The following is a 15,578-nucleotide window of genomic DNA, read 5'->3' as shown; positions in this document are numbered from 1 at the left end:
ACTCAACGGGGGAGTGCCGTCCACTCAGGTTGCCGAATGGGCGGGCCAATCCGTTGAGGTTCTGCTGCACATCTATGCCAAATGTCTTTACGGTGGAATGGCTCTCCTCCAGAAACGGATCCATGAGGCTCTGGGCTACGGCTCGCCTTCGTCGGAGGGATCGCGACGCCCGAACACGCCAGGTGCATACTGATAGACACACGAGAAACCGACGCTATGGATGAGCGCTGTTACATCGGCCGATGGGCGTTCTGGCAGTAGGACGGTGAGCTTTGGGTTCGTTGAGATGTGCCGACGGTAGTCGAGCAGCTGACCGATTGCCATCCGGACATCGTTGCGGGTGGCGGTTCCCTTTGCTTCGTAGAGCTCATTTCCTGTCTTGTCGTACACATCGGTATGCATTGGAACCAGCTGGTTCGACAGTTTAAGTCTCCAGCGGCTTTCGGCATCGTGGCCTTGGGCCTTGAGAAACTCCTTGTACGCCTCCACCAGCTGTCGCTCCCGTTTCTGAGCGATGCGCGGGGACACTGCAGGAACCGTGTAGACGTCGTCGATGCTCCCCTCCAACGGTACCAACTCAGCCTCGCTCTGCGCGGTTTCGTCGCTCAAGTCGCTGCGGTCCGTGGGCCGCACAAGGTAGTCGTCGCTCGCAGGGCGGAGGCGGAAGACGAAAACCTTTCGATCGTCACCGTTGACGTCGGACGCGATTTCTTCGGTATACGGGACCTGCTCGTCAACCCGAAATTCGCCCAGGTATCGATGACGGCGGGTATTGGTGCCTGGGATAGTGCCATCGGCCACGAAGACGCGAAGCGTGCGCCCATCCGTGCGTTGGTTGAAGATGGCCTTATTACCCTCCTTCATAACCTGGTCGCCGATGCGGCCCTCACCCGTATATAGGAAGATCTCGTTATCTGGATCCCACCCGTCGAAGCTGTATCCGTATGCCGCACCGCGTGAGGGGTCCGAGTAGACGAACACGTTAGCGCTTGCCGGTGCCGGCTCGATGCCGCCGTATCTGCCACCGCCGTACTGCTGCATTCGCTCTTCCCGGGTCAGCATCGCGCCAACCGGTGTCGTCCAAGGAATGGGGATTGTGGGCGTGGTCATGCCGACGACCGTAGCCAACCGACGCGAGCAAGGTGGGCACTGGCCGGCGCGCGCGTGTTGGCGGTTCCCGGGCCGCCGGAACTTGGGAACGTATTGGGGACGGACGGCCGATCATGGACGGCGACAGCCGGTGCCGGCCGGATACAACAACGAAGCCCTGGTCAGCGTCTCCGCTGGTCCAGGGCTTCGTTTCGGCTGATCAAGGGTGGTGCCCCCGGCAGGATTCGAACCTGCGCTCCCGCCTCCGGAGGGCGGTGCTCTATCCCCTGAGCTACGGGGGCCTTGCGACCTCGAACAGAGTAGCAGAGCCCCTCCCCGCCCCGCTCGCCGGTTCCCCCGTGGCGGATGAAGCGGGGAGGTGGGCTCACGAGGACAAGGGCTGGGCGCCCAGGTCCTTCAGGTGTTCGGTCAGTGCGGAGACGTCGTACGTCTGGGAGACGCGCATCCTCTCGGCGGCGTCGCGGACCTCTCCGGTCTTGGCGTCCTTCTCGGCGATCTCGGCCATGTGGATGCCGCCCAGGTGGTGGCGCAGCATCAGCTGGCACCACAGGATGTCGAAGTCCTTGCCCGTCGACGACTTCAGCTTCTTGAGGTCGGCGTCGGAGGCCATGCCCGGCATGCGGCCGTCCGGCTGGAGGGTGTTCATGCCCGACGGCATCCAGGCCATGGCGCGGTTGCTGGACGTAGGGGAGAGGTTCCACTGCGTCAGCCAGGTTTGCATCTGGCCGATCTGCCACTGCTGGCTCGCCGCGATGTCATACCCCAGGTTGCGGATGTCGTCCGTCGAGCCGAGGCGGTACGCGAACATGGCCATCTCCACGGCCTGGGCGTGGTGGACGCTCATGTCGCGGGCGAAGCCGGCGTCGACCGAGTCGTCGCCGGGGGTGCGCAGCATCGGGATCAGGTAACCGATGGCGGTGCCGGTCACCAGGAGGAGGACGGCGGCGAGCACGCCTGCGCTCAGGCGTGCTCGCCGTGAAAGTTGCGCGAACACGATGGCTATTTGCCCATCGTGTTGCCGGCCGGGGTGTCCTTCCCGAGGTCGCGCGGGGTCGTGCCCGTCTCGGTGATGATGCTGCCGTTGGAGCAGGGGGTGCCGGCCTCGAGGCTGGCGTTCACGCGCAGCGCCTTGATGAACTCGTCGATGCGCTTGTCGTCGGCGTTGTCGACCTTGAGCTGGAAGCCCCACGCCTGCAGCGAGATCGGCTTGTCCAAGGTGGGATACGGGCTCATCAGCATGAAGTCGTTGCCGCGGACCCGCTTGGCGAGCTTCTCCACCTGGTCGGCGGACAGGCTCGGGTTGTACGTGATCCAGACGGCGCCGTGCTCCAGGCTGTGCAGTGCGTGCTCGTTCGCGATCGCTGCCGGATACACGTCGCCGAGGCAGCGCTGCCAGTTTTGGTTGTGGTTGCCGGCGACCGGCGGGCTCAGCTTGTACGTCTGCGGGCCCCACACGTGGTCACGCTGGCCGACCATGGCCTTGTCGATCTTGTAGTAGTCCTGGACGCCGTCGATCTGGTCGGCGCGGTCACGCCAGCCGAGGCCGTTCTCATACACCTGGTAGCCGGCGAAGCCGATGATGCCCAGCGCCAGCACGCCGACGGTCGCGAACAGCGCGATCGGGCCCCACGACATGCCCTGCTTGACCTTGACCGGGGCGATCTTCTTGGCGACCGGGCGGGTCGCCGCGGCCGGGCGCTTGCCGGCGGGAGCGGTCTTGCGGGCCGGGGCCGACTTGCGCGGGTTCGCCTTGGGCTTGGTCGAAGCGGCGGTGGCCTCCTCGTCGGCGGGGGAATCGGCGTCGGACGAATCCGAGATTTCCGACTCGTCCAAAACCTCCGCGTCGAGCTCCGCGTCCTCGTCGCCGCCCTGCTTCGGCTTCGCGCCGGAGACGGCCTTGGTGGACGGCTTGCGGTTGCCGCCACTGTGCTGGGTGCTCATGCTCATCTCGTCGCCTCGCAACGCTCAGCGTTGTGCTCGGTCATCGGGCCTCGTCTGGTCAACGGGTCGGGGGTCACGGCGGGGGAACTGGTCTGGCGGGTCCCGCCTTCGGGGAAGTCCTGCCGTCCCGCATTGTGACCAGCACAACGGGCCGCCGCCAAGTACGGGAGTCTACCCCCGATAGCATTTGTCGGTGACTCCCGCTGAACTCGCCGTAGCAGTCCTCGACGCCGCCCGCGCGGCCATCACCGAGCGTGACCTTGACGCGTCCGTTCTCCCGGCGACGACCAGCGTGGAGCGACCGCGAAACCCGGAGCATGGTGACTATGCGTCCAATATCGCCCTGCAACTGGGCAAGAAGGTCGGGCTGAGCCCGCGGGAGCTGGCCGCCGCGGTGGCGAAAAACTTGCAGGAAACTCCCGGGATCGATGCCGTGGAGATCGCCGGGCCCGGGTTCCTGAACATCCGGCTGTCCGCGGCCGCCGCCGGCGAGCTCGCCGGGCTGGTCGTGCGGGCCGGCCGGACGTACGGCCACAGCGAGGCGCTGGCCAAGGAGAACATCAACCTGGAGTTCGTCTCGGCGAACCCCACGGGCCCCGTGCACCTCGGCCACACCCGCTGGGCCGCGGTCGGCGACGCGCTGGGCCGCATCCTGGCCGCCGCGGGCGCCGACGTCACCCGCGAGCACTACATCAACGACGCCGGCGTGCAGATGAACCGCTTCGGCGAGTCGGTCATGGCCGCCGCCAGCAACGAGCCGACCCCGCCCGACGGCTATCCGGGCGAATACATCCAAGACATCGCAAAGGCGATCGTCGCCGCAAACCCGGACATTCTACAGAAGTCCGAAAAAGAGCAGAGCGTAGCCTTCCTCGCGGAGGGCTACAAGACCATGCTCAAGGAGATGCGGGACAGCCTGGAGCGCTTCGGCGTCCACTTCGACGTCTGGTTCTCCGAGAAGACGCTGCACGAGGGCGGCGCCGTCGAGCACGCCCTCGACGAGCTGCGCAAGCAGGGCCACATCTTCGAGTCCGAGGGCGCCATCTGGCTGCGCACCACGGACTTCGGTGACGACAAGGACCGGGTCCTGATCCGCTCCAACGGCGAGAAGACCTACTTCGCCGCCGACGCCGCCTACTACATCAACAAGCGCGAGCGCGGCTTCGACCGCTGCATCTACATGCTGGGCGCCGACCACCACGGATACATCGGCCGCCTCCGTGCGATCGCGGCCTGCGCCGGCGACGACCCGCAGCGCAACATCGAGGTGCTCATCGGCCAGCTGGTCAGCCTGCTGCGCGGCGGCGAGCCGGTGCGGCTGAGCAAGCGGGCCGGCACGCTGATCACCCTCGACGAGCTCATCGAGGCCGTCGGTGTGGACGCGGCCCGATACTCCCTGGCCCGCTCCTCCACGGACTCGCCGCTGACCCTGGACATCGAGGTCATCACCCGGCAGAAGAACGACAACCCGGTCTTCTACGTGCAATACGTGGGCGCGCGCACCGCCTCGGTCGCCCGCAACGCCGCCGAGCTGGGCCTGGAGCGCGGCGACGGCTACGATGCGGCCCTGTTGGTACACGAGAAGGAACTGGATCTTCTCAAGGCGCTCGGCGACTTCCCGGCGGTCGTCGCCACCGCCGCGGAGCTGCGCGAGCCGCACCGCGTGGCACGCTATCTGGAGGACCTGGCCGCGGCGTACCACCGGTTCTACGACAACTGCCGCGTGCTGCCGATGGGTGACGAGCCGTTCACGGAGACCAACCGGGCGCGGCTGTGGCTCAACGACGCCACCCGCCAGGTCATCGTGAACGGTCTGGACCTGCTCGGCGTCTCGGCGCCGGAACGGATGTAGAGAACATGCGCGCACACGAGGCGGGGACACTCCACGCCGACCTGGGCATGAACGGCCCGTCGTGGCTCCGCACGCCCGACGACGTCAACACCTTGGTCCCGATGTTGTGGCCCAAAACCGTAAGAAGGGGCACAAGCGGGGCGCTGGAGGTCGGCGGCGTCGACGTGAACGAGATCAGAAACCAGCACGGCACACCGGCGTACGTCTTCGATGAGGAGGACTTCCGAGCCCGGTGCCGGACGTTCAAGGAAGCGTTCGGCGGCGCCGAGGTCTACTACGCCGGCAAGGCGTTCATCGCCACCGCGATCGTGCGGATCCTGGTGGAGGAGGGCCTGTCGCTGGACGTCTGCACCGGCGGCGAGCTGGCCATCGCCCTGCGTGGCGGCATGCCGCCGGAGCGCATCGGCCTGCACGGCAACAACAAGTCCGTCGCGGAGCTGACCGCGGCCGTGGAAGCGGGCGTCGGCCGCATCATCGTCGACTCGTTCGACGAGATCGAGCGCCTTACCCGCATCGCCATCAACACCGGCACCAGGCCGAAGGTCATGGTCCGCGTCACCGTCGGTGTCGAGGCCCACACGCACGAGTTCATCGCCACCGCGCACGAGGACCAGAAGTTCGGCTTCTCGCTGTCCGGGGGCGCCGCCGCTGAGGCCGTCGACAAGATCCTCGCCGACGACGTGCTGGAGCTGCGCGGGCTGCACTCGCACATCGGCTCGCAGATCTTCGACGCGTCGGGCTTCGAGGTGGCCGCGCGGCGCCTGCTCTCGCTGCAGGCGCGCGTCTACGAGGTACACGGCCGGGAACTGCCCGAGCTCGACCTCGGCGGCGGCTTCGGCATCGCGTACACCACGCAGGACGAGCCGGCCGACCCGCGCGACCTGGCCGCCGACCTGCTGCGCATCGTCAAGCAGGAGTGCGCCGCGCTGCACCTGAGCGTGCCGCACCTGTCCGTCGAGCCGGGCCGGGCCATCGTCGGGCCGGCGATGTTCACCCTGTATGAGGTGGGCACGGTCAAGGACGTCGACGGGATCCGCACGTATGTCTCGGTCGACGGCGGCATGAGCGACAACATCCGCACCGCCCTCTACGACGCCGCGTACTCCGCGACGGTCGCCGGCCGTGTCTCCGCCGAACCGCCGATTCTCGCCCGCGTGGTGGGAAAACATTGCGAGTCCGGGGACATCGTCGTGAAAGATGAATTCCTGCCGGCCGACGTCAAGGCCGGAGATCTTATTGCGGTCCCGGGCACCGGCGCCTATTGCCGCAGCATGGCGAGCAACTACAACCACGTCCCACGCCCGCCGGTCGTGGCGGTGGTCGACGGTGAGTCACGGGTCATCGTCCGCCGGGAGACCGTGGACGACCTGCTCAGACTGGACGTGGGGTGACAGATGCCGCAATCGGTGAAGGTAGCGCTGCTGGGCTGCGGGACCGTCGGTTCCGAGGTCGTACGGCTGCTGCACGAGCAGGAGCACGACCTGACGGCCCGCATCGGCGCGCCGCTTGAGCTCGTGGGCGTCGCCGTCCGCCGCCTGAGCAAGGCGCGTGACCTGCCCGTCGACCCGGCGCTGTTCACGACCGACGCGCTCGGCCTGGTCAAGCGCGAGGACGTCGACGTCGTCGTGGAGGTCGTCGGCGGCATCGAGCCGGCCCGCACCTGGCTGCTCGAGGCGCTGCACGGCGGCAAGAGCGTCGTCACCGCCAACAAGGCGCTGCTCGGCGAGGACGGTGCCACGCTGCACAAGGCCGCCGCCGACTGCGGCGCCGACCTGTACTACGAGGCTTCGGTCGCCGGCGCCATCCCGCTGCTGCGCCCGCTGCGCGACTCGCTGCACGGCGACCGCATCACCCGGGTCACCGGCATCGTCAACGGCACCACGAACTTCATCCTGTCCTCGATGGACGCCACCGGCGCCGGCTTCGCCGAGGCGCTGGAGGAGGCGACCGCGCTCGGCTACGCCGAGGCCGACCCGACCGCCGACGTGGAGGGCTTCGACGCCGCCGCCAAGGCCGCGATCCTCGCCTCGATGGCCTTCCACAGCCGGGTCACCTCCGCCGACGTGCACCGCCAGGGCATCACCGAGGTCACCGCGGCGGATGTGGCCAGCGCCAAGGCCATGGGCTGCACGATCAAGCTGCTGTGCATCGCGTCGAAGGCCAACGGCGCCGTCTCGGTGCGCGTGCACCCGGCGATGATCCCGCGCACGCACCCGCTCGCGAGCGTCGGCGACGCGTTCAACGCCGTCTTCGTCGAGGCCGAGGCGGCGGGCCAGCTCATGTTCTACGGCCGCGGTGCGGGCGGCGCCCCGACCGCCTCCGCGGTGCTCGGCGACATCGTCGCCGTGGCCCGCAACCGGCTCGCCGGGGTGCGCAACGCGTCGGAGTCGGCCTACGCCGACCTCCCGGTCTCGCCGATCGGGGACGTGCTCACGAGGTACCACATCAGCCTGGACGTCTCCGACAAGGCGGGCGTGCTCGCCGCCGTCGCGGGCGTCTTCGCCAGGCACGGCGTCAGCATCGCGACCGTCAATCAGTCCGGCCGCGGCAACCAGGCCGTGCTCGTCATCGTCACGCACGCCGCGCCGGATCGCGCCTTGGCCGCGACCGTCGCCGAGCTGCGGGCACTGGACATCGTTCGCGCCGTGGCGAGCGTCCTGCGGGTCGAAGGGGAGTAGAACGCCATGTGGCGGGGTTTGATCGAGGAGTTCCGGGATCGCTTACCGGTCGGGCCGCAGACCCCGGTCGTGACGCTGCACGAGGGCAACACGCCGCTACTGCCGGCGCCAGAGCTCTCCGCGCGCACCGGCTGCGACGTGTACCTCAAGGTCGAGGGGGCCAACCCGACTGGCTCCTTCAAGGACCGCGGCATGACGGTCGCGGTCTCTAAGGCCCTCGAGAACGGCGCGAAGGCGATCATCTGCGCCTCGACGGGCAACACGTCCGCGTCGGCCGCCGCGTATGCCGCGCGCGCCGGCATCACCTGCGCCGTCCTCGTGCCGACCGGCAAGATCGCGCTGGGCAAGCTGGCCCAGGCCCTCGTGCACGGCGCGCGTCTGCTGCAGGTCTCCGGCAACTTCGACGACTGCCTGGCGCTCGCCAGCAAGCTGTCGCTGGACTACCCGGTGTCGCTGGTCAACTCCGTCAACCCGGACCGCCTCGAGGGCCAGAAGACCGCCGCCTTCGAGATCGTCGCGGGCCTCGGCGACGCTCCGCACATCCACTGCCTGCCGGTCGGCAACGCCGGCAACATCACGGCGTACTGGATGGGCTACAAGGAGGACCACGCCGCCGGCAACGCCACCCGCCGCCCGCGCATGTTCGGCTTCCAGGCCTCCGGCGCCGCTCCGATCGTGCGCGGCGAGGTGGTCCGCGAGCCGAGCACGATCGCCACCGCCATCCGCATCGGCAACCCGGCGAGCTGGACGAAGGCCATCGACGCCCGCGACGAGTCCGGCGGCCACATCGACGCGGTCACCGACCGTGACATCCTGCAGGCCTATCGCCTGCTGGCCCGCTCGGTCGGCGTCTTCGTGGAGCTGGGCAGCGCGGCGAGCGTGGCGGGCCTGCTGCAGGCCTCCGCCCAGGGCCGCATCGAGCCGGGCCAGACCGTCGTGTGCACGGTCACCGGCCACGGCCTGAAGGACCCGGAGTGGGCGATCTCCACCGCCCCCGCGCCGACGACGATCCCCGCCGACCCCCTGGCCGCCGCCAAGGCGCTCGACCTGGCATAGGACCTGGCACAAGAACGAGATTGCTCGGGTCCGCGTCACCTGCGGACCGTTCCTCCCGCGAGACAACGGGCCGGGGCTGCCTGAAGGGCGCCCCGGCCCTGCCATGTCCGTGGGGCAAGAACACGGCGCCTCGGGCGACGGGCTGCTGCACGTCCCGGTCGCCGCCACCTGCCGGGGCCCGACGCACCGGCCACCGGACACGGCGGGTCACCGTGCCCGGTCGCGCTGGGTTCGACCCGGACCGCGACTCGTTCTCGACACCTCACGGTCGGCCGGCGCCGCGATGACGTGAGGACGGAACCCCACGGCGGCCGCCCACACCGGCAGCAGGATGCGGCCCTCGAGGTCCACCAGGAGGCCGGCCCGGCGCTTGCCGCCGAAGTGCTGCCGGTCGGCTTGGCCGGTCTGGTCGGCGAGGACGGCGTCGCGTGCGGCGTTGAAGCCGGTCCGCTCAAGCTCGACCACCTCGCCCGCCACGGGCTGCGCCGCTCACGGCTCCTCGACCCCGCGCCCGAAACGGTGCTGCTCATGCGACTCGGCCCCAACCGAATTGCTGGCCGTCGACCTCCCGACGCGTATGGAATACGGAGAAATCGGGGGTGCCACCGCGATATGTGCGAATCCGCAGATGGTGCTCAGACGCGGCTGACGAGTCGGCGCCGAGCGTCCACGATCCGCAGCCAGATCGCGTAATCCTCGGCGAGTTACGGAAATCACAGAGAGGGCGGCGGATTGTCTGATTGGTGCGTTTCGGGGGCAGGTTCGCGCGGTTGACGCGACCGGCGGCCGCAGCGCCAGGCGCACCGCGGCCCGCAGTTCCATCACTACGGCCGGCTCGGAGTTGAACGAGGACGTGGCGTCGAGGCGATCTGGCGCCGTGCAATGGGAATTGACCACGGTGCGAATCGGAGTGGGGTCGGCGGTAGCGGTACGAAACGCCCGACCGACGCATTCCGGCAGTATGGGCGGGCGTAAGCGTGGCCTCGGGGGCAACTACGGTGTACCGGTGCCGCCCGCCCTCTCGGTCCTTACCCGCAACAAGGACTTCCGCAACCTCTTCGCCGCGGACCTGATCGGCCTGGGTGCCGACTGGTTCGTGATGATCCCGCTGCTCACGCTGCTGCCCCACCTGACCGGGAGCGGCATGTGGGGCGCCTTCGTCCTGGCCGCCGACACCGGCGTGACCGCGCTGCTGCTGCCGTACACCGGAACCGTCGCCGACCGCTTCGACCGCCGCCGCATCCTCATCGTCGCGGACCTCGCCATGGCCGCCTGCGCCCTCGCCCTGCTGCTGGTCCGCACCCCGGCGACGGCCTGGGTGGCGCTCGTCGCCGTCGGCGCGATCGCCGTCGCCAAGGCGTTCTTCGCCCCGGCCGCCCAGGCCGCGCTGCCCAACGTCGTGGACGCCGCCGACCTCTCCGCGGCCAACGCGCTGAGCGGCTCGGCGTGGGGCACGATGCTCGTGATCGGCGCCTCCCTGGGCGGCATCGCCTCGCAGGCGTTCGGCCCCTATCCGTGCTTCGCGCTCGCCGCCGTCCTGGTGTCGCTGTCGGCGCTGCAGGTCTGGCGGGTCCGCCGGCCGCTGCAGGCCGAGCGCGACGCCGAGCCGTCGCGCCCGTTCGCCGCCATCGCCGAGGCATTGCGGTACATCCGCGGAAACCCCCGCGTCGCGTCCCTGGTGACCGTCAAGTCGGCGGTCGGCCTCGGCAACGGCGTCCTCACGGTCTTCCCCGTCCTGGCCGCCGCGCTGGGCGCCGGCCCGCTGGGCACCGGCCTGCTCTTCGCCGCCCGCGGCCTGGGCGCCCTGATCGGGCCGCTCCTGCTGCGCCGGGCGCTGTCCCGCCGCGCCTGGCTGCTGCCCGGCCTCGCGCTGTCGATGACCCTCTACGGCCTCGCCTACATCGGCGTCAGCCTGGTGACCTGGCTCCCGCTCGTCCTGGCCGGCGTGGTGCTGGCCCACCTGGCGGGCGGCACCAACTGGATGATGTCGAACTACGTGCTGCAGGCCGAGATCCCCGACGCCCTGCGCGGCCGCGTGTTCGCCACCGACTTCATGCTCGCCACCCTGTCGATCGCCGCCAGCCAGCTCGCGGTCGGCGCCTTCGTCGACCGCACCGACCCCCGCCTGCTGGTCGCCGTCTCGGGTGCGGTGACCGTGCTCTACGCGGCCGGCTGGGCCGCGGTCACCCTGCGTCGCTCCGCCCCGGCGGCCCCGCAGGAGTGATGGCTCGCAACCTCCGCACGCGGCGCCCGGCTCGTCATCTTGTGCGCCACCGAGGCGTCGCGGCGGAAGGGACTTGCACGGTGCGGCTATCGTAGTGATATCACTTCGATAGCCCCCCAAGGAGTAGTCACATGGAGCGACGGGCGTTCCGGGTCGCCGGGTTCGCGATGGTCGGCGTGCTGGTCATCCTCGCGGTCGCCGCGGTCGCGGCCGGTGTCAACCTCGCGGAAGAGCCCGGGGGTGCGACGGTCGCCGCGCTGATCGTGGTCGGCGCCGTGATCCTGAGCGGATTCACCGTGGTCAACCCGAACGAGGCGCGGGTCATCCAGTTCTTCGGGCGCTACGTCGGCACCGTCTCCGAGGCCGGCTTCCACTGGACCGTCCCGCTGAGCACGAAGCGCCGCCTGTCGAGGCGGGTGCGCAACTTCGAGACCGACCGGCTCAAGGTCTCCGACGCCGACGGCAACCCGGTCGAGATCGCGGCCGTCGTCGTCTGGCGCGTGGTCGACACGTTCAAGGCGTCGTTCGGCGTCGACGACCACATCTCCTACGTCGCCGTGCAGGCCGAGGCGGCGGTGCGCCATCTCGCCACGAGCTACCCCTACGAGTCGCACGAGGACGGCCGGGCCAGCCTGCGCGAGGGCAACGTGGTGAGCGAGGAGCTGACCACCGAGCTGGGGGAGCGGGTCGCGCTCGCCGGCGTCGAGGTGCTCGAGTCGCGCATCACCCACCTCGCCTACGCGCCGGAGATCGCCCAGGCGATGCTCGCCCGGCAGCAGGCGAGCGCGATCGTCAGCGCGCGGTACAAGATCGTCGAGGGTGCGGTCGGCATGGTGCAGAGCGCTCTGGAGCGCCTCGGGGAGTTGCAGGTGGTCGAGCTCGACGAGGAGCGCAAGGCGCAGATGGTGGCCAACCTGCTGGTCGTGCTGTGCGGGGACCGCAACGTGCAGCCCGTCGTGAACACCGGCACCTTGTACGGCTGACCGTGCCCGAGCGCAAGAAGCTGCTCCTGCGGCTCGATCCCCAGGTCTACGACGCGATCGCGCGCTGGGCCGGCGACGACCTGCGCAGCGTGAACGGCCAGATCGAGTTCGCGCTGCGCCTCGCCCTGCGCCAGGCCGGGCGTGAGGTCAGGCGGGGACGGGACGGGGTGGCGTCAGAAGACGTCGATCCCGAAGACTGAGCGCACACGTGCCATGGTGAGATGTCCGCATGGCCCTACTGCTCGATCCCGTCGTCGTTCGCGTGCCCGCCACCAGCGCCAACCTCGGTCCGGGCTTCGACGCGCTCGGCCTGGCCCTGACGCTCTATGACGAGGTCGAGGCGCGCGTGAGCACCGGCGGGGTGAACGTCGAGGTGACCGGCGAGGGCGCGGGCGAGCTGCCCGGCGACGAGAGCCACCTCGTGGTGCGGGCGATGCGCCGGGCGTTCGACCGGCTGGGCGAGCACCCGGCCGGGCTCGCGCTGCGTTGCCGCAACCGCATTCCTCAGGCGCGCGGCCTCGGCTCGTCCTCGGCCGCGATCGTCGCCGGCATCGTGCTGGCGCGCGCGCTCGTGCAGGACGGCGCCGAGCGCATGGACGACGCCGCCGCGCTCACGCTCGCCGACGAGATCGAGGGCCACCCCGACAACGTGGCGCCGTGCCTGCTCGGCGGCTTCACGATCGCCTGGGGCGAGCGCGGGCGGGCCGCCGCCGTGCGCCTGGAGCCGGCCGAGGACGTCCGCCCGGTGGTCTTCGTGCCCGAGGTGCGCGGGCTGACCGAGGAGGCGCGCGCGGCGCTGCCCAAGACCGTGCCGCACGCCGAGGCCGCCTTCAACGCCGGGCGCTGCGCGCTGCTGGTGCACGCGCTGACGAGCGACCCTGGGCTGCTGTTCGCGGCGACGGAGGATCGGCTGCACCAGGGGTACCGAGCGGCGGGAATGCCGTTGACGGCAAGCCTTCTGGCGCAATTGCGCGGCGAGGGGGTGGCCGCCGTGGTGTCCGGCGCGGGCCCCAGCGTGCTCGCGTTCGGCACCGGCGGCTGGACGCCGCGGCCGGTGCCGGGTTGGCGTGTTCTGCCGCTGGATGTCGATGTGACGGGCGCGCGGGTCAGCGGTTACCTGGGATGAGGTACGCTGGAACACGCCGAGCGGGACCCTGTTGCCGCTGACTGACGGAGTTGATTACTCTAGTCTTACAGCAGCCGCTCAGTGCGGCGATCTCATGCGGGGCGGCGTGCTCCGAATTCCGTGGCACCCCTTGCACACGCCCGGCCGCCAACCCGCGTTTCGTGTGGTCGCGCGCGCACGGCTGGGCCAGTGACGCAAATGGTGGCGTCCGCGCCCACCGGCACAGCGCTGCAACACCTCCCGTATCGCGCGCGAGGCGGGAGTACCCGTGGGCCACCCGGCCATCGTTCTCGTATCCGGGCAGCCCCCGGCCTAACGAGGGAAGGAATCCATTGAGCGACACCACCGACGTCACGTCGGATGTCTCCACCGACCGCACCGCGGTTGAGGCCGACGGCGCCGAGGCCGGCGCGACGCGTCGGCGGCGCTCGGGCACGGGGTTGGCCGGCATGCTGCTGCCCGAGTTGCAGAGCATGGCCGCCTCGTTGGGCATCTCCGGCACCGCGCGCATGCGCAAGGGCGAGCTCGTCGCCGCCATCCAGGAGCGTCAGGCGGGCGAGTCGCGCCCCGCGGCCGCGCCCGCCCGGACCACGCGGGCCAGGCGGAGTGAGGCCCGCGCGGAGACCCCCGAGGCCGAGTGGCCCTCCGCCACCGAGGTCACCGAAGCGCCGGTCCGCACCCCTCGTCGGGCCACCCGGGCCGCCGGTCCGCCGGAGCCGCGAGCCACCCGCGAGGAGACCGCCGCTCCAGCCGCGGCTGCCGAGCCGGCCGCCGCGGCGCCCGTCGCCGAGCGGGCCGAGCGCCCCAGCCGTGCCGAGCGCGCGGCCGAGCGGGCCGAGCGCGGCGCTCCCGAGCGTGCCGAGCGCCCGGAGCGTGCGGAGCGGGCCGAGCGCCCTGAGCGGACCGAGCGTCCGGAGCGGACCGAGCGCCCTGAGCGGACCGAGCGTGCGGAGCGGACCGAGCGTGCGGCCGAGCGGGCCGAGCGCACGGAGCGCAACGACCGCGGCGACCGGACCGAGCGCGCCGAGCGCCAGGAGCGGGCGGAGCGCAACGGCGCCGACCGCGCCGAGCGGGGTGACCGTGCCGATCGGACCGACCGCAACCAGCGCGGCGGCTTCGCCGACGACGAGGGCGACGACGACGGCACCGGCCGTCGCGGGCGGCGCAGCCGGTTCCGCGACCGCCGCCGTGGCCGTGACCGCGACGGCGCCGAGACCACCGGGAGCAGCCGCGGCAACGAGCCGCAGGTCAGCGAGGACGACGTCCTCGTGCCCGTGGCCGGCATCCTCGACGTGCTGGACAACTACGCGTTCGTGCGCACCACGGGTTACCTGTCCGGCTCCAACGACGTCTACGTCGCCATGTCGCAGGTCAAGCGCTACGGCCTGCGCCGCGGCGACGCCGTCACCGGCGCGGTGCGCCAGCCGCGCGACGGCGAGCAGCGGCGGGACAAGTACAACCCGCTCGTGCGGCTCGACACGGTCAACGGGATGGACCCGGAGGAGGCCAAGCGCCGCCCCGAGTTCTACAAGCTGACCCCGCTCTACCCGCAGGACCGCCTGCGGCTGGAGACCGAGCCGAACATCCTCACCACGCGCGTCATCGACCTGGTGATGCCGATCGGCAAGGGCCAGCGCGCGCTCATCGTGTCGCCGCCGAAGGCCGGCAAGACCATGGTGCTGCAGGCGATCGCGAACGCGATCACCCGCAACAACCCCGAGTGCCACCTGATGGTGGTCCTGGTCGACGAGCGGCCCGAAGAGGTCACCGACATGCAGCGCTCGGTGAAGGGTGAGGTCATCGCCTCGACCTTCGACCGGCCGCCGACGGACCACGCCACGGTCGCCGAGCTGTCGATCGAGCGGGCCAAGCGCCTGGTCGAGCTGGGCCATGACGTGGTCGTGCTGCTCGACTCGATCACGCGTCTGGGCCGCGCCTACAACAACGCGTCGCCCGCCTCCGGCCGCATCCTGTCCGGCGGTATCGACTCGACGGCGCTGTACCCGCCCAAGCGCTTCCTCGGCGCCGCCCGCAACATCGAGAACGGCGGCTCGCTGACCATCATCGCCACGGCCCTGGTCGAGACCGGGTCCACGGGCGACACGGTCATCTTCGAGGAGTTCAAGGGCACCGGTAACGCCGAGCTCAAGCTCGACCGGAAGATCGCCGACCGGCGCATCTTCCCGGCGATCGACATCGACCCGTCCGGCACCCGCAAGGAGGAGATCCTCCTGGCCCCGGACGAGCTTGCGATCGTCATCAAGCTGCGCAAGGTGCTGCACGCCCTCGACTCGCAGGAGGCGCTCAACCTCCTGCTGGACAAGCTCAAGAAGACCCGGACCAACGTCGAGTTCCTCATGCAGATCGCCCAGACCACACCGGGCGATTAAGAGATCCGACGCCGAACGCCCCTGGGCCCTCCCGCCCGGGGGCGTTCGCCGTTTCACTGGAGGGCACCGCCGCGACCGCCGAAGCCTGACCGAGCCGGAACAGGCTCGAACGGGCCGGGACAGACTAGGGCCTGTCTGATGGATCATGGTTGACGGCGGTCGGGTTTCGCGCGGAGCCAGATGATGATCGAGGCGATCCCGACCGTTGCCTCGTAACG

General features: G+C 70.2%; 13 protein-coding genes and 1 tRNA gene. 9 read left to right on the top strand and 5 right to left on the bottom strand.

Annotated elements, in window-relative coordinates; translation table 11 throughout:
• Window positions 1-135: 135 nt before the first annotated feature.
• From AB0367_RS33925 to AB0367_RS33910, 4 genes are all read right to left on the bottom strand, one after another.
• A complete protein-coding gene (locus AB0367_RS33925) occupies window positions 136-1,110 on the bottom strand; it encodes a hypothetical protein (protein WP_366230580.1) in 975 nt (324 codons plus the stop codon).
• Between the two features lie 206 nt (window positions 1,111-1,316).
• Window positions 1,317-1,391 (bottom strand) — tRNA-Arg (locus AB0367_RS33920).
• Between the two features lie 83 nt (window positions 1,392-1,474).
• Window positions 1,475-2,062, bottom strand: a complete 588-nt coding sequence (locus tag AB0367_RS33915) for a DUF305 domain-containing protein (RefSeq protein ID WP_366230579.1) — start codon at window positions 2,060-2,062, stop codon at window positions 1,475-1,477.
• A 47-nt stretch (window positions 2,063-2,109) separates the two neighbouring features.
• Window positions 2,110-3,051 carry a DUF3105 domain-containing protein gene (locus AB0367_RS33910; protein WP_366230578.1) on the bottom strand — a complete coding sequence of 314 codons (942 nt, stop codon included), beginning with the start codon at window positions 3,049-3,051 and terminating at the stop codon, window positions 2,110-2,112.
• Window positions 3,052-3,244: 193 nt separating this feature from the next.
• Between AB0367_RS33910 and argS the strand changes: the two genes are divergently transcribed.
• Genes argS through thrC form a run of 4 tightly spaced genes read left to right on the top strand, consistent with a single transcriptional unit; the run spans window position 3,245 to window position 8,637 of the window.
• Window positions 3,245-4,903: an arginine--tRNA ligase gene (gene argS / locus AB0367_RS33905; RefSeq protein ID WP_366230577.1), complete on the top strand. Its 1,659-nt coding sequence runs from the start codon at window positions 3,245-3,247 to the stop codon at window positions 4,901-4,903.
• 5 nt (window positions 4,904-4,908) lie between these two features.
• Window positions 4,909-6,294: a diaminopimelate decarboxylase gene (gene lysA / locus AB0367_RS33900; protein WP_366230576.1), complete on the top strand. Its 1,386-nt coding sequence runs from the start codon at window positions 4,909-4,911 to the stop codon at window positions 6,292-6,294.
• 15 nt (window positions 6,295-6,309) lie between these two features.
• Complete coding sequence (locus AB0367_RS33895; RefSeq protein ID WP_366230638.1) at window positions 6,310-7,581, top strand: homoserine dehydrogenase; 1,272 nt, start codon at window positions 6,310-6,312, stop codon at window positions 7,579-7,581.
• Window positions 7,582-7,587: 6 nt separating this feature from the next.
• Entirely contained in the window at window positions 7,588-8,637 is a 1,050-nt protein-coding gene (thrC, locus tag AB0367_RS33890; RefSeq protein WP_366230575.1) for a threonine synthase, read from the top strand.
• A gap of 207 nt (window positions 8,638-8,844) precedes the next feature.
• On the opposite strand, the gene AB0367_RS33885 is transcribed toward thrC, so the two are convergent.
• A complete protein-coding gene (locus tag AB0367_RS33885; RefSeq protein WP_366230574.1) occupies window positions 8,845-9,114 on the bottom strand; it encodes a hypothetical protein in 270 nt (89 codons plus the stop codon).
• 529 nt (window positions 9,115-9,643) lie between these two features.
• On the opposite strand from AB0367_RS33885, the gene AB0367_RS33880 reads away from it, so the two are divergent.
• The 5 genes from AB0367_RS33880 (at window position 9,644) to rho (ending at window position 15,360) form a co-directional block, all read left to right on the top strand.
• Window positions 9,644-10,861, top strand: a complete 1,218-nt coding sequence (locus AB0367_RS33880) for an MFS transporter (RefSeq protein ID WP_366230573.1) — start codon at window positions 9,644-9,646, stop codon at window positions 10,859-10,861.
• Between the two features lie 131 nt (window positions 10,862-10,992).
• Window positions 10,993-11,844, top strand: a complete 852-nt coding sequence (locus AB0367_RS33875) for an SPFH domain-containing protein (RefSeq protein ID WP_366230572.1) — start codon at window positions 10,993-10,995, stop codon at window positions 11,842-11,844.
• 2 nt (window positions 11,845-11,846) lie between these two features.
• Entirely contained in the window at window positions 11,847-12,044 is a 198-nt protein-coding gene (locus tag AB0367_RS33870; RefSeq protein WP_366230571.1) for a hypothetical protein, read from the top strand.
• A gap of 29 nt (window positions 12,045-12,073) precedes the next feature.
• The gene (thrB, locus tag AB0367_RS33865) at window positions 12,074-12,970 is read left to right on the top strand and encodes a homoserine kinase (protein ID WP_366230570.1); all 897 of its coding nucleotides are present in this window, start codon (window positions 12,074-12,076) and stop codon (window positions 12,968-12,970) included.
• 332 nt (window positions 12,971-13,302) lie between these two features.
• Window positions 13,303-15,360, top strand: coding sequence for a transcription termination factor Rho (gene rho, locus AB0367_RS33860; protein ID WP_366230569.1), 2,058 nt, complete (start codon window positions 13,303-13,305; stop codon window positions 15,358-15,360).
• The last annotated feature ends 218 nt before the right edge of the window (window positions 15,361-15,578 follow it).

The organism is Dactylosporangium sp. NPDC051484 (genome assembly GCF_040689395.1).
Classification (GTDB): domain Bacteria; phylum Actinomycetota; class Actinomycetes; order Mycobacteriales; family Micromonosporaceae; genus Dactylosporangium.
This window is presented reverse-complemented; position numbering and strand designations above follow the sequence as displayed.

Excerpts from the sequence above, each read along its gene's own strand:
- AB0367_RS33925 (WP_366230580.1), bottom strand. The coding sequence starts at position 1,110 with ATGACCACGCCCACAATCCCCATTCCTTGGACGACACCGGTTGGCGCG.
- AB0367_RS33910 (WP_366230578.1), bottom strand. The coding sequence starts at position 3,051 with ATGAGCACCCAGCACAGTGGCGGCAACCGCAAGCCGTCCACCAAGGCC.
- lysA (WP_366230576.1), top strand. The coding sequence starts at position 4,909 with ATGCGCGCACACGAGGCGGGGACACTCCACGCCGACCTGGGCATGAAC.
- thrC (WP_366230575.1), top strand. The coding sequence starts at position 7,588 with ATGTGGCGGGGTTTGATCGAGGAGTTCCGGGATCGCTTACCGGTCGGG.
- AB0367_RS33875 (WP_366230572.1), top strand. The coding sequence starts at position 10,993 with ATGGAGCGACGGGCGTTCCGGGTCGCCGGGTTCGCGATGGTCGGCGTG.
- thrB (WP_366230570.1), top strand. The coding sequence starts at position 12,074 with ATGGCCCTACTGCTCGATCCCGTCGTCGTTCGCGTGCCCGCCACCAGC.